Here is a 16,336-nt window from a genome sequence, read left to right as displayed (position 1 = left end):
CGTATTCAGCGGCACAGGACCATTGGCACGTGCCGCGTCTGCACGCACCCTTCACACTGCACTGCCTAGCTTCACGTCCCTCCCAGGGGTAATGCTCATTTCCACGTGGACGCAGCTGCTTCTACGACGTCCGTGCTGACGGACCCTTCCCGCCAACTGCGACTGCTGATCGACAGTGTGCGCGACCATGCGCTGTACCTGCTTGATCCTGATGGCATCGTCTGCAGCTGGAACCCGGGCGCGGAGCGCATCAAGGGCTATTCAGCCGATGAAGTGGTCGGCACGCACTTTGGCCGTTTCTATCTGGCTGCCGATCGCGAAGCCGGGGAACCGCAGCGCCTGCTCCGCCTCGCAGCGCAGCAGGGCCACGTTGCCAGTGAAGGCTGGCGGGTGCGCCGCGATGGCTCCTCTTTTCGTGCCAGCGTGGTCATCGAGCCGGTCGTCGAAGCGGGCGAGCTGCTCGGCTTCGTCAAGATCACCCGCGACATCACCGAGCAGTGGCAGGCACAGCGACTGCTGCGCGATGCCCAGCGTGCACTGCGCAATACCCAACAGTTCGAGACCGTCGGCCGTCTCAGCCGCGGGCTGTCGCACGAGTTCAACAACCTGCTGACCACCATCGGCAACGCGCTGGACCTGCTGTCCCTGCGCGTGAACGGTGACGATGCGCGCGCCGCCGAGCTGCTGGATGCGGCGCAGACCGCGACCGATCGTGGTGCGCTGCTGACCCGCCAGCTGCTGGCCTTCAGCACCGGCCAGACCCTGATCCGCGAACCACTGGATATCAATGCGCTGATACGGCAGTGGCTGCCGGACCTGCAACGCGCCTGCCCGCCCACGGTGGTGCTGGATGCCCAGCTGGCGCCCGGCCTGCCTGCGGTCAACACCGATGCGCTGCAGTTGCAGACGGCGCTTGCCAATCTGGTCGCCAATGCCGCGGATGCTACCCTTGAAGGTGGCCGCATCCTGATCGGCACTGCGCTGGAGCATCGCCTCGACCCGGATGCGGACTCCACGCTGCAACGTGGCTATGTCACCCTCAGCGTCTGCGATGAGGGTCACGGGATGGCGGCCGACATCGCCGAACGGGCGACCGAGCCGTTCTTCACCACCAAGGACATCGGCAAGGGCAGCGGCCTGGGCCTGAGCCAGGTGTTCGGATTCACTACCCAGAGCGGCGGCTTCGTCGACGTGTCCACCACGCCCGGTGTCGGCACCACGGTCAGCCTGCTGCTCCCCGCAATGGAGGACCCTGCCGATGACCGATGACCCGATCCGCGTATTGATGGTGGAAGACCAGACCGATCTGCGTGAAATGATCGGCCTGGCCCTGCGCGACCTCGGCATCGACGTGGCCACGACCGCCGATGCGCATGAGGCCGCCGCGCTGCTGAAGGGCGAAGCGCGATTCGATGTGGTGTTCAGTGACGTCAGCATGCCCAACGGCATGTCCGGCATCGAGCTGAGCGAGCATGTGGCGCGCGAACAGCCGCAGGCGCGGATGATCCTGTCGTCCGGTTATGCGCGTTCGCAGCTTCCGCCCCTGCCGGAACAGGTGGAGTTCCTGCCCAAGCCCTATCGGCTGCGCCAGCTGGTGCAGTTGTTGAAGCAGGCGTAAGCGGAACAGGGAGGCGCACCGGGAATTGCGACGACTACGCGCGCCCGGCGGCGTCACCGAGGATCTGCGTGCCGAAGTACCGGCGCCCTTGTTCGTATCGCATCAGTACCACCCTGCTCCGCCCGCCGGTAGCCGGTCAGCGATTGCCCGGCATGCCGCCGGAAATAGCGGCACAGGTAGGACGCATCCTCGAAACACAGTCGCTCGGCGATGCGTCCGATCGACAACTCGCTGTAACTCAGCAGCGCCTTGATCTCCAGCACGACCTGGCGATCGATCAACGCTTTGGGCGTTTCGTCGAAGCACTCGCGGGTCAGCTGCGAAAGATAGAACGGGGTGATGCACAGCGCGTCGGCATAGGACTGCACGTCGCGCTGGCGCGTGCTGCGCTCACCGACCAGTTCCCAGAAGTTCCAGGCCAGGCGCTCGCGCCGGCTGACCTGCGTCACGGCCACGCTGCGCGCCGGCAGCAGCGTTGCGAACTTCAGGAAGAACGTCTGCAGCAGGTTGCGCAGCATCACGTGCCGATAGCGGCCGCCATTGTGCTGCGCATCCATCAACTGCTGCAGCCAGCCCTGCAGAAGCGGCACTTCCAGCGGCGACGGCACGCAGTGGGGCTGGTCGTGCAGGAACTTGAACAGTGCATTGGGCAGCACATAGGCCACCTCCGATGCCAGTGCCTTGGGCATCAGGCAGACCACCGCCAGGAAGCCGCGTGAGCGCTGCCGCAGCAGCGCCAGCGTGTCCTCTGCCAGCACCAGCACATCATGACGCTGCACCGCTACCTCGCGGAAGTTCAGTGCAAAGCGCGCGCGCCCCGATACGCATACCAGCACCGCCAGATAGGCGTGGCCGAACGACAACGGGACGCCCTGCCCTTCGGCCAGCGTGCTGACTTCCAGCCGCATGGATTCGTCCTGGTCCAGAAGCTGCGGTACGCGGTCCATGGGCCGATCCGGCTGTATTCCGGGCCCCAGCATACCCGGGCTCGGCCATCAGTTGTTAAAAGTACCGAAACCATCAAGGTCCCGCTCTGGGCCCGCCGCGCCTGGCGACCTAGCCTGTGCACTCTCTTTGTCCCCGTGGAATCGACATGCAACTGCACACCGAACGCTTGATCCTTCGCCCCTGGCGAGACACCGACGCCGCCGATCTGTACGAGTACGCCCGCGACCCGCGGGTGGGTCCGATCGCCGGTTGGCCGGTGCACACCAGCGTCGAGGAAAGTACCGAAATCATCCGCACCGTCTTCAACCAGCCGGAGGTCTACGCACTGCAGAACCGCGAGGATGGCCGCGCCATCGGCTGTGTCGGCATTCTGATCGGCGCTGACAGCAACTTCGAGATCAGCGACCGCGAAGGCGAGATCGCCTACTGGATCGGCGTACCGTACTGGGGCCGCGGGCTGGTCCCCGAAGCGGTGCGCGAAGTGATGCGTCATGCATTCATGCAGCTGGAACTGGAAGCGCTGTGGTGCGGCTACTTCGCTGACAACGTGCAATCGCTCACAGCGCAGAGCAAATGCGGTTTCCAGCATCACCATACCGAAGTGAACAAGTTCAACAGCTTCCTCGGCGACTACCGCACCGAGCACATCAGCCGCATCACCCGCGAGCAATGGTTTGCCCTGCAGGCCGCCACACCGGCTTGAGCAGGATTCAGCCCGACGTGCGCTGCATGAACAGAAGTTCTGGCGTCGAGGACGCTTCGACCTGCTGGAAACCGAGATCGCGGTACAGGGTCGCGGCGGCCGTGTTGTCACGGTAGACGCGCAGGGTGAGGCGTTGGATACCGTCTTCGCGCAGCGCCTGTGTACTCAAGGACTGCATCAACAATCGCCCCAGCCCGCGCCCGCGAGCAGACGGGGAAACAATGATGCGGCCCAGGTGTGCGGTGCCGGCGTCGGTCGTCCAGAACTGGCCGAATCCAACGCAGGCACCCTGCTCGTCCAGCAGCGCCCAGCCCGGGCGCAACGCGAGCTCAAGCACCTGCGCGAACCGCTCCGGCGGTAGTGGAAACGGCACACCCGGGCCCGCCCAGCGCTGGGTGGCTTCGGCAGATTCAGGCCAGCTGGCGACGGCGGCGTAGTTCGAAGGCTGGACGGGGTGAAGGTGCGGGCTCATGACGTTCATGGTGCGTCATTTGCACTGGGCAGACACGCTGCAGGACGGCACTTGAGTTTTGTCATAGGACAATAAACAATTCCCCGCGTCCAGCCATGCTCGCCCAGCCCGGCCGCTCTTTCCGTCGACCATATCGGTAAATCCCATGTTCAAAGGCCTCAGCGCGTTCCCGCTCACCCCCCTCACCGAGCATCAGATCGAGCTGCGCGCGTTCGCCGGACTGGTCGAGCGCCTGGCGGGTTCCGGCGTTGATTCGATGGGCGTCCTGGGCTCCACGGGCAGCTACGCCTATCTTGAAAGGCCCGAGCGCAAGCGGGTGCTGCGCGAAGCACTCGCGCATGCCGGGGGCGTACCGGTGATCGCCGGCATCGGTGCACTGCGTACCCGCGATGTGCTGGAACTGGCGCTGGATGCCGAGGATGCGGGTGCTGCAGGCCTGCTGCTCGCCCCCGTGTCCTACCAGCCCCTGAAGGATCATGAGGTGCAAGCGCTGTTCGAAACCGTATGCGCAGCGGTGCGCACGCCGATCTGCGTCTACGACAATCCGGGCACCACGCATTTCCGCTTTACCGATGCACTGCATGGCCGGATCGCCGCGCTGCCCAACATCGCTTCGATCAAGATTCCGCGCCTCGCAGATGATCCGGCCGAGGCGGCCGGCCGCGTTGCTGCACTCCGTGCATGCGTTCCCGCGCACGTGACGCTGGGCGTCAGTGGTGACGCCTCGGCTGTGCGTGGACTGCTGGCGGGGTGCGATGGCTGGTATTCGGTGACCGCAGGGTTGTTCCCCGAGGTTGCGCTGCAGATCGTGCGGGCCGTGGGAAACGGCGATGAGGAGTGTGCAATTGCCCTCTCCACACGACTGGCGCCGCTGTGGTCGTTGTATGACCGGTTTGGCGGGATTCGCGTCATGGCCTGCGCGGGGGCGCTGCTGGGGCTGTGCGGCGAGGACTGCCTGCCACTGCCGTTGCAGGGGCTGCGTGGTGGTCAGCGCGAGGAGGTGGCGGCGGTACTGGGTGGGCTGGAGTTGCTGTAGAACAACGCCCCAGATCTTATCGCTGACGGCAAATGTTCCTGACGGATTCGAGTGCTGATGCAATCGGTACTGCCAGCCCGCGCATATCTTCAGCCCACCCGCTCAGACCGACACAGATCGCGCCATCTGGCGACAAGGATTTCGCTCACGACTTGCAATTTTTCGAGGACACTCCTGCGCGAACGCATCGAAGGAAGTTCAATGCACCGGTAGCTGACAAGGCAGGCGATGAGCAGCGGCAGCAACAGAGCGGTCGTCAGAGCCCAGTGCGAGGCGGGCGAGAGATCTGCAAAGGCAACCGCACCCAAGCCCTTGTAGGCAAGAAACAGTACAAACCCGTGCAGGAGATAGATGCCATAGGAGAGCTCACCCAAAACTGCTGAAACCCGAAGGGTCAGCAACCCGAACAAGCTGTTACCACACGCAATCGCCGCAAAAAAAACCGACCACAAGGCGACCGCAGCTGGATGCCTAGCTGAATCGAAGCAGATGACCGACAGGATCATGCACGAAATCGCCAGAATCGAGCCCCATCTTCCACGAAGAAAGCTCGCAATGGCCATTCGGGTTGTTGCGTAGTAGGCGGCAACACCACCGACAAAGGGCAACATCAGTACCAGGCTCAAGCGGACAGCCGCATACGCTAGACCGAGTGCAGACAGCAGCAATAATCCGTGCTGCACACGCTGACGCAAGAAATATGCCAACAGCGGCAATACTGCATACCAAACCCATTCATAGGGAAGCGTCCAAACGACTCCGGCCATGATGTAGCGGGTCCCAACAACACCATTGATATCCGGCGCCCCGAGCACAGTGAATGAGAACCACTGGATCACCCCGACTCCGAACTGGACCAATGGATCGACAAGGTGGAAGTCGCTCTCGATCAAGACCAGAAGCAGCACAACAACAACGCAGATCGCGTAGAGCGGAAACATGCGTAGGACTCTGCCGACGTAGAGCCTCGTCCAATCAGTGACGCCACCTGCAATTTGCCGATAGAAGAGAAAAGCGGAAATCATGAAGAATAGAGCAACTGCGGCCTCGCCAAGTTGCGCGTACAAGGCGGAGGCTGGAGACTTCCACTCCCCGCTTCTTGCATAGACATACCAGATTGATGAGTGGTGGACGAACACACTCAGGGCAAGCAGCCCCCTGAGACCATCGATCGAAGTAGCACGCCCCTTGGAGTCCGGTAGCGGCACGAACTTCCCCAATGGCAAAGCACACACCATGGCGAGCAGGGCGATTCCAGCCGGCACGAAGGGCGAATAAAGATCGATCAACACCAAGCAACCTGGAAGCAAGCAGAAAAAGTACAGGCGGGACCCGCTCCAACACCTGGAGGACGAGCTCACCCAGGCACCCACCCTGAATGGTGACCCCGGCCCGATTCGAACGGGCGACCTTCCCCTTAGGAGGGGGACGCTCTATCCAGCTGAGCTACGGGGCCATTGGCAGCGAGGAAGGATACCTCGTCTGGCTGAATGGACCAAGCGCCGGGCGTTCTGAAGGGCCCTCGGAGTCGATATGCTGACCCGCCGCGACCCGTTGTGAACTGGATGTCCGACGCTTGGCGAACCCTCTCCGCCCTCGGCGACAGCCGCTGGCTGCTGCCGATGGCCCTGGTGCTGCTGATCACCCTGCCCCGCGCAGATGTACGCCTGAAATGGCGATGGCTGCTGGCCATCGCCGTCACCGCCGGCGTCACGCTTGCCTCAAAGCTGGCCTTCATGGGCTGGGGAATTGGCATCAAGAGCGTGCACTTCACCGGTTTCTCCGGGCATGCCGCGATGTCCAGTGTCGTCTATCCGGTCGTGGGTGCGCTGCTCGCCGGATCCGGCAAGCACGCACGGGCGATCGGCCTGGCAACCGGCGTGCTGCTGGCCACCGCTATTGCCTGGTCACGAATCCCGCTGCATGCGCATAGCCTTTCGGAAGTAATTGCCGGGCTGGCACTTGGGCTGAGCTGCAGCACATGGGCACTGCACGCCGCATCACCAGTCGGTCGTGCCTCTGCGATGGCCGTTGTCGCTGCCGTACTCGCGGGAATGGTCCTGCCCCTCGCCTTGCCGGACGTCCACACGCACCAACTCGTCATAATGCTGGCAAAGCTCATCTCCGGCAGGGCTGAGATCTTCCAGCACTTCTGAGAACCGCCAACGCGACTACACAATTCCTTCACGTTCCTTGACAGGGCAAATGAATAGCAGCCAACATAGCGGTGGAAAAATTTCCCTCACGGAGTAGGAGACCCCGTAGATGAAGAAGATGATTGCAGCTCTTGCCCTGCTGGGCCTGTCCTCGCCGGTGTTCGCCCAGGAAGCTCCGGCTGCCGCCGAAACCAGCGCTGAAGTTGCCGGTACGGAGGCTGCTGGCGCTGCTGCCACTGGCACCTTGACCACCGTCGCGACCGTGGGCATGGGTATTGCCGCCGCAGGCGTGCTGTACAGTGTTGCTGCAGACAGCAGCAAGGACGACGCGGGCAACAACGGCGGTACCGGCACCACCAACCCGCCGACCGGCACCACGGGCACCACCGGCACGACCGGCACCACCCGCTGATCGACACGCCGATGTAGCACCTCGCCCTCGCCGGGCGTCAGCTCGGCGAGGGTTTTTTCATGCCCGTCCGGGCCAGGAACAGATTTCGATGGACTGCAAGCGTTTCGTAGCCACAATGACGGTGGCACTCACCCTGACCGGCTGCATGTGGGCGCCGGGCCAACATCTTCGCTCGAGCACCTTCGCTCGCGATGATCAGCCCATCGGCAACGACCAGATCGAACTGATTCCGATCACACCCAAGCTGATCGCGATGGAGCGCGCCACCCGCGATGTGGCGGCGCTACCGGCTGCCTTGACCCAATATCAGCCGGGCCCCTATCGCATCGGCGCCGGCGACATCCTCTACATCACGGTTTGGGATCATCCCGAACTGACGGTACCCGCTGGCCCCCAACAGCAATTGAATGCTGCTGGCCGCCCCGTCCAATCGGATGGAACGCTGTTCTATCCCTATATCGGCAAGATCACCGCCTCGGGCAAGACACCTGCAGAGCTGCGTGAAGAGCTGACGTCCAAGCTCGCCCGCTACATCGAGGCGCCGCAGGTGGATGTCTCACTGCTGACGTATGCAAGCCAACGCGTGTGGGTTACCGGCGCTTCGCGCCAGCCCGCCACCGTTGCACTCACTGTCGTGCCCTTGACACTGGGCGATGCCATCAGCCAGGCCGGCCTGGACCCGATGCAGGCGGACCTCTCCGGCGTACGCCTCACCCGGAACAGCACCACCTATACCATCGACCTGGATCGCCTGGGCCGCAACGGCGGCGGCGACACCAATGTGTTCCTGGCTGCTGGCGATCATATTTACGTGCCTTACCTGGATCACAAGGAAGTGTTCGTGGTAGGTGAAGTCAATCAACCCGGCGCACTGAACTTCAAGACCGGCGAGATTTCCCTGAGCCAGGCCCTTGGCCGGGCCCGCGGCCTATTGCAGACCACCTCCAACGGCAACGCAGTCTACGTGATCCGAGGCTCGAACGACCTTCAGACCACGCCGTCGCAGGTATTCCACCTGGAAGCGAAGTCACCCGCTGCATTTGCCGTGGCCAGCCAGTTCGACCTGCAGCCCGGTGATGTCGTGTTTGTCGGTGCCGCTGGCGTAACCCGCTGGAGCCGGTTCGTGAACCAGCTGCTGCCCTTCACCGCCATCATCAGCAACGCCGCCAGCGCGCGTAACGATCTGGACAAGTAACGTGGTCTCTACCGTGAGCAGGATCGCTCAGGCTGCCACCCGACGTGCAAACCGCCAGCGCCACGTAGCACTTGCGTTGCTTGTCCTCATCACGGCAACCAGTTGCGGCGTCGTGGGCAAGACCAGCGTCAAGTCGGTCCAGATGGCACTGCAGGGCAAGCCTGACGTGGAACCCACGGCCGCCGAGGTGGCCGCCAATCGATTCCCCCAGATCAAGGTCACCGGTCCAGCGGGTGGCGCCGTCCTGGTGCTTGGCAACATCGACTCCGGGCGCCAGGCTTGGTACAGCTCCGAGCGAAGCATCGTCTTCCTCAATGATGGTGTCGTCGTCGGAACCCACGGCAGCAGTCCGGAACTTCAGGACATGACGCTCGAAGGAGATTCCCCCTTCCATGCGCTGCACCGGATAGCAGACGGCACGACCGTGCAGCGCCGCTACGACGTCATGCCTGATTACCGGTATGGCATGAAGGTCACCGGCACCCTGGCCATCTTGGGCAAAGAGAAGGTCCACATCCTGGAGAGCAAGCGCGAGCTGCTGCACGTGCGGGAGCGGCTTCAGGGCGACGGATGGAAGCGCGACAACCATTATTGGGTCGATCCTGCCAATGGGTTCATCTGGAAGAGCATCCAGGCCATCGCACCCGACACCAGCCTTGAAGTTGTCCAGCTCAAGCCCTACTCGCAGGACCTGCAGAACCGATGACACTGCGACCGATCATCCTTGGGCTGGCATTGGCGCTGGCCTCCCATGCGCACGCCTCCTCGCCGATTGACGTCGAAGCGGTCGGCCATGTTCGTAATCCCGGCATGCACACGCTTCCCGCCGAGGCCCGCCTCAGCGCAGCCGCACTCGCTGCAGCGCCGGAAGAAGAAGCCTATATGCTGGGCGCCGCCCTTCTTCGGCAACGTGCACTGACGCCACAGACCCGCCTCAAAGCGGGCCTGCTCTTCGATCTTGAAACGCTCGCCTCCCAGCAGGATGCCCCGGAGCTTGCCGACGCGGCCGCGCAGCTGGCGCGCGAGCTCGTTGACCTGCCAGTGACCGGGCGCGAGGCGCAGCTCCTTGATCCGCGTCGCCTGGAAGCCAGTGCATCGGAGAATCGGCCCGCGCTGGCCGGCGACCGCGTCGTCTATCCGGGCCGACCCGAAACCGTGCAGGTTGTTGGCGCGGTAGTACAGCCGTGCAAGCTCGAGCATCAGTTCTCGCTTGACGCTCGACACTATCGAAGCGCCTGCCCCATCTTGCCAGCGGCGAGCCGGGATGATCTCTACGTCATCCAGCCCGACGGCAAAGTGCAGCAACTCGGCGTGGCCCTGTGGAACCGCAGCACGCCCATGCACCTTGCTCCTGGCGCGGTGATCTACGTGCCGCTGGACGCCGCCAAGATCCGCACGATTGCCCCCGATGTCAACGAGGATGCCGTGCGCTTCCTTGCCACCCAGGTGCTGGATGCACCCGGAGTTTCATACTGATGCGCCATCGCTCCATCCCACTGGCACGCGCCAGTGTTGCCCTTCTCAGCCTGAGCGTCAGTGCTGTATTGCACGCACAAACTGCCCCTGCTCCCACCGCAAGCGATTGGGGCGGCGTTGGCCTGCTGCAGACCCCCACCGCGCGCATGGCCGACGACGGCGAGGTGAGCTTCACTGCAAGCCATACCTCGCCCTACAGTCGCTACAACGTGGTGATGCAGCCGCTGCCCTGGGTCGAAGGCGCATTCCGCTATGTTTCGGTAGCGAACCGCCGCTATGGCCCGGAATGGTTGAGCGGCAAGCAGAACTACAAGGACAAGTCGATCGACCTGAAGGTCCGGCTGTGGCAGGAAAGCCGATGGGCGCCCGAGCTGTCCGCAGGCTTCCGCGATATCGGCGGTACTGGCCTGTTCTCCAGTGAGTATCTGGTTGCAAGCAAGCGATTCGGGCCCATCGATGCAAGCCTCGGCCTTGCCACCGGCTACATTGGCAATCGAGGTGATTTCTCGAATCCGCTTCGGGTGATCAGCGATCGCTTTGAAGAGCGCCCGCGCGCGCAGGGCACCGGCAACTTCAACAGCAAGGGCATGTTCCGCGGTCCCGTCGGCATCTTCGGCGGCATCGCGTACCAGACACCGTGGGAACCCCTGCAGCTGAAGCTTGAGTACGACGGCAACGACTACAAGCGCGAACCACAGAACAACAATCAAACACAGAAGAGCCCGATCAACCTGGGCGCAAGCTATGCCGTGAATCCCAACGTGCAACTGCATCTTGGCTGGGAACGCGGCGACACAGCCATGTTCGGCATTACCCTGCGCGGCAATGTGGCACGAGCGAAATCCACGCCCAAGCTGCTGGATCCGCCTCCGGTTGCGCGAGCATCCGCAGCACCCTCTGCGCAGTCAATGGATGATATCGACTGGCCCGCCTTGAGCCGAACCCTGGAAGAGAACGCCGGCCTTCGTGTCACGGGCATCAGCCGACGCGGATCGGAAGTCATCGTCAGCGGCGAACAGCGTCGGTTCTACTACCCGGCGCAGGGCGTTGGCCGTGCGGCGCGGATCCTGGATTCCGAACTGCCATCCGATACCACCTGGTTCACGATCGAGAATACCCGTCTGGGTGTACCCGTCGTGGAAAGCAGCATTGAGCGCAGCACCTTCAACAGCTACCTCGACAATCGTACCCCGCTGAGCGAACTGGCCGGCCACATCGAGCAGGCAGCGCCTGCGCAGCAGCGCCGTGAGAGCCTTTATGCGGCGCCACTTCGGCGCTACGACGGCGCGTTCAACATTGGATACCAGCAGCAGCTCGGCGGTCCTGATGGCTTCTTCCTGTTCCAGGTCGCAGGCACCTACTCGGCCAATTTCCACTTCACGCGGAATAGCTGGCTGAGTGGAACGGTCAGCTACAACGCGTACAACAACTACGATCGCTTCCGCTACGACGCGCCAAGCAATCTGCCCCGGGTCCGCACCAACATCCGTCGTTACCTGACCACGGAAGACCTGACCCTGACCAACCTGCAGTTCACCAGCAATCATCAGCTGGGCAAGGACCTGTATGGCTCGGCATATGCCGGTTTGTTCGAGGCCATGTATGGCGGTGTGGGTGGTGAAATCCTCTACCGCCCCCTCAACGAGCGCTGGGCCTTAGGTGCCGAGCTGAACTGGGTGAAGCAACGCGATTTCGACCAGCGATTCAGCTTCCGCGACTACAGCACCACCACCGGCCACGCCAGCTTCTACTATCAGTGGGGCGATGAGCACAAGATCACCAGCATGATCAGCGCCGGTCGCTATCTGGCAAAGGACTGGGGCGCCACGGTCTCGGTCGCGCGCGCCTTCGACAATGGCGTCAACATGGGCGCATACGCCACCAAGACCGATGTTTCATCCATGGACTTTGGCGAAGGCAGTTTCGATAAGGGCATCTTCATTTCGATTCCCTTCGACTTCCTGCTGCCTCGTTCGACTCGCGCCCGTGCGACGTTCGCCTGGAATCCACTATATCGAGATGGTGGCGCGCGATTGAGTCGAAGCTACTCGCTCTACCAGTTGACGTCGGAGCGGGACCCGGACTTCTTCTTCGACAATCTCGAAAACATCGCAAAGTAAGCCCATGGAAATCGAGCCATCTCGATTCCACCCAATCGAACAGGCAGCATCGAAGTCTGCAAGGAAGAACAGCATGCGTGTAGCAATCATCCACGACTGGCTTACAGTCAATGCAGGTGCCGAGAAGGTACTGAAGCAGATGCTACTGCTGTATCCCCAGGCAGAGATATTCACCCTGGTGGATTTCCTTCCTGAGGAAGATCGCTCTTTCCTTGGTAGCCACAAGGTTCACACCAGTTTCATCCAGAAACTGCCGCGTGCACACAAAAGCTATCGAAATTACCTTCCGCTCATGCCGCTGGCCATCGAGCAGTTTGATCTCAGCGGCTTCGACCTTGTTCTATCAAGCAGCTACGCCGTAGCCAAAGGCGTGCTCACTGGCCCAGATCAAGTCCATGTGTGCTACTGCCACTCCCCGATTCGCTATGCCTGGGATCTTCAACCGCAGTATCTGCGCGAATCCGGGCTGGACCGTGGCCTGAAGAGTGCCATCGCACGGATCATTCTCTCCTATATTCGCATGTGGGACGTTCGGACCGCCAATGGTGTGGACCATTTCATCGCCAACTCGACCTTCATTGCTCGGCGTATTCGCAAGGTCTACGGACGAGAGTCGGTTGTGATTCCGCCCCCGGTCGACATTCCCGAAGCATTGCCAGCGGTTGCCCGCAAGGATTACTACGTCACCGCCTCACGACTGGTGCCGTACAAGCGAATCGATCTGATCATCGAGGCATTCAATCGCATGCCTGATCGGAAGCTGATTGTTATTGGCAGCGGCCCAATGCTGGAGCAGATGAGGCAGTTAGCAAAGCCGAATGTCAGCGTACTCGGGTATCAACCTCAGGAGGTGCTTGAGAAGCACCTTGCGGAGGCCCGCGCCTTCGTGTTTGCGGCTGAAGAAGACTTTGGTATTGCGCCGGTGGAAGCGCAAGCGTTTGGAACGCCGGTGATTGCGTTTGGGAAAGGGGGAATTCTGGATAGCGTCATCGAGGGCGAGACAGGCACATTCTTCGCAGAACAGACCGCCAAATCAATCCGAGCGGCAGTCGTTGAGTTTGAGCAGACATCAATGGAATGGGACCACGAGAAAATCTCAAGGCATGCCCTAGAGTTCCATCCGGAGACCTTCCGCAGGAAGCTGGCAGAAAAAATTAAATCTGCCTTGCAGCACAAATGAATCTGCGCGCCCAAGCATTTTCCGCAGGCAGATGGACCTCTGCATCGCTGCTACTGAGAGCGCTCCTGCAGTTTGCGCAGACGATGATCCTTGCCAGATTGCTGACGCCAGCCGATTTCGGCGTGATGGCCATTACGCTAGCCGTCTATGGCGTCATCTCGCTTTTCGTCGACCTCGGCCTGTCGAACGCCCTTATTCACTTCCCAGAGAGGACAGCGAGAATCCTCTCCTCTTTGTACTGGCTGAATCTTGGCGCAGCACTGATTATGATGCTTCTGCTGATGATTGCAGCGTGGCCATTGGCAAAATTTTACGATCAAAGCGAATTGATACCAGTGATACTCCTGATCAGCCTGGCGATGCCCCTGAGCGCTGCTGGTCAGCAGTTTCGCGTGCTAGCTGAGAAGGATCTCCGATTCCATACACTTGCTGGAATCGAAGTTGCGTCTGCCATCGCCGGTTTTGCATGCGCAATCCTGGTAGCAATGCTTGATGGTGGCGTCTACTCGCTGGTTGCCGCCATCGTTACTACAAGCGCGATCAGCAGCCTCCTGGCATGGGCATGCTTGTCGAAGGGACTACGTCCTGGATTTCATTTCAATCTTCAAGAGATCAAGCCGCATCTCGGTTTTGGCTCCTATCGACTTGCGGACACTCTGCTTATCAGCGCGCAGATGCAGGTAGACATACTGATCGGAGGCGCGGTCGCCGGATCAGCAGCCATGGGCGTATACACACTTCCACGCGACCTGACGCTTCGCCTGGCCAACACCGTAGTGAATCCCGTTGTCACCCGGGTCGGCTTGCCAATAATGGCAAGAGTGCAGGCAGACCGCTCAGCCCTGAAGTCGATCTATCTGCAAACGATGAGGCTGACCTCCTCAATCAACTTCCCGATCTACGCGGCTACAGCACTTTGGGCTGAGCTCATCGTTGCCGTGGTTCTGGGGCCACAGTGGCACGAAGCGGTCGACTTCATGCGCGTGTTCGCGATATGGGGCCTGCTCCGCTCCACTGCGAACCCAGTGGGAAGCCTATTGAATGCAACCGGTAATGTGCGCCGTGCATTCTGGTGGGATCTGGCATTGCTAGCAATCGTTCCCGCGCTCATGTACCTGGGAGCATTTGCTGCGGATCTGCATGGTTTGGCGATCTCGTTGCTCTTGGTGCAGTGCGCCGCCTTCTACCCCCACTATCGCTTCTTGGTACGTCCAGCCTGTGGAGCAACCTTCCTCGAATACGTCGGCGCGCTCGCGCCCCCAATGATCTGCACCACGTTTGCGGTCGCCGCGGCTTGGGCTGCAATGGCGCTGCCAATCGGCCAAGTATACATACTTGCTGGCACCAGCATGGCAGTCGGCGCATGTGTGTATCTGGTCGGCAGCACCTTGATCAATAAGGCCTGGCTGAGGGCAATGATGGAACTGCTGTCTCCATTGCGTCGTTCACCGAACGCCCAGAGGTCAGTCACGCCAGATCACATGGAATGAGCCTACCCCATTCAAACTGGTTGCTGACGCAATCCAATTTCCGGAAGAACCGCTGATGAACTATAGAAGCATTGATGACCTTTCGCTGTTGATCAGCAGGAACCTGCACAGAATTCCGCAAGATACTGAATTGGTTGTGGCGATACCCAGGAGCGGCATGCTTGTAGCGAGCATTGTCGCGCTGAAACTCAACTTGCCGCTGACAGACCTGGCATCCTTCGTCAGCAATAGTGACATTGCGAAAGGAAACAGTCGCTCGTACAAGATGAACCACCTGGTTCGCACTGGCGATGCGCGTCGAATTCTGCTGATCGACGACAGCGTTTCATCGGGAAATGCAATAGCATCGGCCAAAGCTCAACTGGCCACCTATGTCGAGAACGGCGGTCGAGTCACGACGCTAGCCGCATACGCAGAAGCAAAGAGCAGAGATCACGTTGACATTCACTTCGAGTTGCTGCCGCAACCGCGCGCCTTCGAGTGGAACATCATGCATCATCCCCGCCTTTCCGAGGCGTGCCTGGACATCGACGGAGTACTATGCGTCGACCCAACCCACGAACAGAACGACGACGGTCCGAAGTATCTTGAGTTCATTGAGAACGCAGATCCGTTGATTCTGCCGACCGTCGCAGTCAAGCACTTGGTGACAAGCAGGCTTGAGAAGTACCGTCCTGCCACCGAAAAATGGCTGGAACGCCACGGGGTCAAGTATGGATCACTGCAGATGCTCAACGTGGCCACAGCAGAAGAGCGCAGAAGGCTGAACCTGCACTCCAAGTTCAAGGCAAGCGTATACGCAAGTGACACATCGGCAACGCTTTTCGTTGAAAGCGAGTTGCAGCAGGCCATAGAGATTGCCAACTCTGCAAAGAAGCCGGTCTTCTGTACAGCGAACAATCGGATGTACCTACCAGGAGCAAGTCTTGGCCGAGCCATGGTTGCCACTGAACAGCTTCTTTCGAAGATAAAGCGCAAGATTCGGAAGACGCTACTGCCATAGACCACTGAAAGCCCCCTCCTCCAAGGGACATGTTAATGAGCGAAGAAGTAGCGATCGAGGAAATCAGACGCCGGACTTCACCTCGTAAGTTGGCCCAGGCCCTAGAGATCAAACCAAGACAAGACCAAGGGGATGGCTGCCAGTTGCCGGCTCGCCCCAGCGCTGGCGAAGAACCAGTGCTAGGGCGAGAACGGAAAGCAACGCATGGCAAACAATGGTTCAAGCCTAAGGAAATGTGCTGGCAGTACGAGCGCAGCTGAAAGATCTGTCGAAAGTCTACGTTGAGTCTGTGCTGAAGTCCCTGCAACAAGAACGCTGGGACCCTTGCCAGAGAAGGACTAGAGAAGATGCTTTCGGGCCATTGCGACTCGGAAGGGCCAGAATGCCGGCGTTCCGCTGATGGAGCTGTTCCGATGATTCGGGCTTGTGCAGCGAACGGCGACCCTCAGGGCGGCTAGGATGAAAACCAAACTAGTAGAGCCGGTCGATGTAGGAACCGAAGCAGAGCTTCGAATGGCCATCTTACT

The 16,336-nt window shown here is 60.9% G+C and carries 16 protein-coding genes and 1 tRNA gene; 13 read left to right on the top strand and 4 right to left on the bottom strand.

Annotated features, from left to right (window positions below):
• Nucleotides 1-105: 105 nt before the first annotated feature.
• Together EKL94_RS03835 and EKL94_RS03830 are read left to right on the top strand one after the other, a co-directional pair.
• Nucleotides 106-1,269, top strand: coding sequence for a two-component system sensor histidine kinase NtrB (locus EKL94_RS03835; RefSeq protein ID WP_440085889.1), 1,164 nt, complete (start codon nt 106-108; stop codon nt 1,267-1,269).
• Nucleotides 1,259-1,618: a response regulator gene (locus EKL94_RS03830; RefSeq protein WP_010482617.1), complete on the top strand. Its 360-nt coding sequence runs from the start codon at nt 1,259-1,261 to the stop codon at nt 1,616-1,618. Before EKL94_RS03835 ends, EKL94_RS03830 begins: the two co-directional genes overlap by 11 nt.
• A gap of 53 nt (nt 1,619-1,671) precedes the next feature.
• On the opposite strand, the gene EKL94_RS03825 is transcribed toward EKL94_RS03830, so the two are convergent.
• Nucleotides 1,672-2,565, bottom strand: a complete 894-nt coding sequence (locus EKL94_RS03825; RefSeq protein WP_126928051.1) for an AraC family transcriptional regulator — start codon at nt 2,563-2,565, stop codon at nt 1,672-1,674.
• Nucleotides 2,566-2,711: 146 nt separating this feature from the next.
• Between EKL94_RS03825 and EKL94_RS03820 the strand changes: the two genes are divergently transcribed.
• Entirely contained in the window at nt 2,712-3,269 is a 558-nt protein-coding gene (locus tag EKL94_RS03820; protein WP_126928050.1) for a GNAT family N-acetyltransferase, read from the top strand.
• 7 nt (nt 3,270-3,276) lie between these two features.
• Here the strand turns inward: EKL94_RS03820 and EKL94_RS03815 are convergent, their stop codons facing one another.
• Nucleotides 3,277-3,741, bottom strand: a complete 465-nt coding sequence (locus tag EKL94_RS03815; RefSeq protein WP_126928088.1) for a GNAT family N-acetyltransferase — start codon at nt 3,739-3,741, stop codon at nt 3,277-3,279.
• A gap of 145 nt (nt 3,742-3,886) precedes the next feature.
• Here EKL94_RS03815 and EKL94_RS03810 point away from each other — a divergent pair, with 145 nt between their 5' ends.
• Nucleotides 3,887-4,777 carry a dihydrodipicolinate synthase family protein gene (locus tag EKL94_RS03810; RefSeq protein ID WP_126928049.1) on the top strand — a complete coding sequence of 297 codons (891 nt, stop codon included), beginning with the start codon at nt 3,887-3,889 and terminating at the stop codon, nt 4,775-4,777.
• An 89-nt stretch (nt 4,778-4,866) separates the two neighbouring features.
• Here EKL94_RS03810 and EKL94_RS03805 read toward each other — a convergent pair whose 3' ends face one another.
• Together EKL94_RS03805 and EKL94_RS03800 are read right to left on the bottom strand one after the other, a co-directional pair.
• The gene (locus EKL94_RS03805; protein ID WP_126928048.1) at nt 4,867-6,069 is read right to left on the bottom strand and encodes an acyltransferase family protein; all 1,203 of its coding nucleotides are present in this window, start codon (nt 6,067-6,069) and stop codon (nt 4,867-4,869) included.
• An 87-nt stretch (nt 6,070-6,156) separates the two neighbouring features.
• Nucleotides 6,157-6,233: transfer RNA gene (locus EKL94_RS03800), tRNA-Arg, on the bottom strand.
• A 109-nt stretch (nt 6,234-6,342) separates the two neighbouring features.
• Here EKL94_RS03800 and EKL94_RS03795 point away from each other — a divergent pair.
• The 9 genes from EKL94_RS03795 (at nt 6,343) to EKL94_RS03755 (ending at nt 15,809) form a co-directional block, all read left to right on the top strand.
• Nucleotides 6,343-6,933, top strand: a complete 591-nt coding sequence (locus tag EKL94_RS03795; RefSeq protein WP_126928047.1) for a phosphatase PAP2 family protein — start codon at nt 6,343-6,345, stop codon at nt 6,931-6,933.
• Nucleotides 6,934-7,042: 109 nt separating this feature from the next.
• A complete protein-coding gene (locus EKL94_RS03790) occupies nt 7,043-7,345 on the top strand; it encodes a hypothetical protein (protein WP_126928046.1) in 303 nt (100 codons plus the stop codon).
• A gap of 88 nt (nt 7,346-7,433) precedes the next feature.
• Nucleotides 7,434-8,540: a polysaccharide biosynthesis/export family protein gene (locus tag EKL94_RS03785; RefSeq protein ID WP_126928045.1), complete on the top strand. Its 1,107-nt coding sequence runs from the start codon at nt 7,434-7,436 to the stop codon at nt 8,538-8,540.
• Nucleotides 8,541-8,553: 13 nt separating this feature from the next.
• A complete protein-coding gene (locus EKL94_RS03780; protein WP_126928044.1) occupies nt 8,554-9,246 on the top strand; it encodes a YjbF family lipoprotein in 693 nt (230 codons plus the stop codon).
• Nucleotides 9,243-10,016: a capsule biosynthesis GfcC family protein gene (locus tag EKL94_RS03775; RefSeq protein WP_126928043.1), complete on the top strand. Its 774-nt coding sequence runs from the start codon at nt 9,243-9,245 to the stop codon at nt 10,014-10,016. Before EKL94_RS03780 ends, EKL94_RS03775 begins: the two co-directional genes overlap by 4 nt.
• A complete protein-coding gene (locus EKL94_RS03770) occupies nt 10,016-12,136 on the top strand; it encodes a YjbH domain-containing protein (protein ID WP_126928042.1) in 2,121 nt (706 codons plus the stop codon). The genes EKL94_RS03775 and EKL94_RS03770 overlap by 1 nt, the downstream gene beginning before the upstream one ends.
• 73 nt (nt 12,137-12,209) lie before the next feature.
• Nucleotides 12,210-13,316, top strand: a complete 1,107-nt coding sequence (locus tag EKL94_RS03765; RefSeq protein ID WP_126928041.1) for a glycosyltransferase family 4 protein — start codon at nt 12,210-12,212, stop codon at nt 13,314-13,316.
• A complete protein-coding gene (locus EKL94_RS03760; RefSeq protein WP_126928040.1) occupies nt 13,313-14,806 on the top strand; it encodes an MOP flippase family protein in 1,494 nt (497 codons plus the stop codon). Before EKL94_RS03765 ends, EKL94_RS03760 begins: the two co-directional genes overlap by 4 nt.
• A 55-nt stretch (nt 14,807-14,861) precedes the next feature.
• Nucleotides 14,862-15,809: a phosphoribosyltransferase family protein gene (locus tag EKL94_RS03755; protein ID WP_126928039.1), complete on the top strand. Its 948-nt coding sequence runs from the start codon at nt 14,862-14,864 to the stop codon at nt 15,807-15,809.
• The last annotated feature ends 527 nt before the right edge of the window (nt 15,810-16,336 follow it).

The sequence above is a fragment of the Stenotrophomonas maltophilia genome (assembly GCF_003970865.1).
Lineage (GTDB): Bacteria > Pseudomonadota > Gammaproteobacteria > Xanthomonadales > Xanthomonadaceae > Stenotrophomonas > Stenotrophomonas maltophilia_AR.
Note: the sequence above shows the minus strand (reverse complement) of the source record. Positions and strands in the feature narration are given on the sequence as shown.

Excerpts from the sequence above, each read along its gene's own strand:
- EKL94_RS03830 (WP_010482617.1), top strand. The coding sequence starts at position 1,259 with ATGACCGATGACCCGATCCGCGTATTGATGGTGGAAGACCAGACCGAT.
- EKL94_RS03825 (WP_126928051.1), bottom strand. The coding sequence starts at position 2,565 with ATGGACCGCGTACCGCAGCTTCTGGACCAGGACGAATCCATGCGGCTG.
- EKL94_RS03820 (WP_126928050.1), top strand. The coding sequence starts at position 2,712 with ATGCAACTGCACACCGAACGCTTGATCCTTCGCCCCTGGCGAGACACC.
- EKL94_RS03815 (WP_126928088.1), bottom strand. The coding sequence starts at position 3,741 with ATGAGCCCGCACCTTCACCCCGTCCAGCCTTCGAACTACGCCGCCGTC.
- EKL94_RS03810 (WP_126928049.1), top strand. The coding sequence starts at position 3,887 with ATGTTCAAAGGCCTCAGCGCGTTCCCGCTCACCCCCCTCACCGAGCAT.
- EKL94_RS03795 (WP_126928047.1), top strand. The coding sequence starts at position 6,343 with ATGTCCGACGCTTGGCGAACCCTCTCCGCCCTCGGCGACAGCCGCTGG.
- EKL94_RS03790 (WP_126928046.1), top strand. The coding sequence starts at position 7,043 with ATGAAGAAGATGATTGCAGCTCTTGCCCTGCTGGGCCTGTCCTCGCCG.
- EKL94_RS03785 (WP_126928045.1), top strand. The coding sequence starts at position 7,434 with ATGGACTGCAAGCGTTTCGTAGCCACAATGACGGTGGCACTCACCCTG.
- EKL94_RS03775 (WP_126928043.1), top strand. The coding sequence starts at position 9,243 with ATGACACTGCGACCGATCATCCTTGGGCTGGCATTGGCGCTGGCCTCC.
- EKL94_RS03770 (WP_126928042.1), top strand. The coding sequence starts at position 10,016 with ATGCGCCATCGCTCCATCCCACTGGCACGCGCCAGTGTTGCCCTTCTC.
- EKL94_RS03765 (WP_126928041.1), top strand. The coding sequence starts at position 12,210 with ATGCGTGTAGCAATCATCCACGACTGGCTTACAGTCAATGCAGGTGCC.
- EKL94_RS03760 (WP_126928040.1), top strand. The coding sequence starts at position 13,313 with ATGAATCTGCGCGCCCAAGCATTTTCCGCAGGCAGATGGACCTCTGCA.
- EKL94_RS03755 (WP_126928039.1), top strand. The coding sequence starts at position 14,862 with ATGAACTATAGAAGCATTGATGACCTTTCGCTGTTGATCAGCAGGAAC.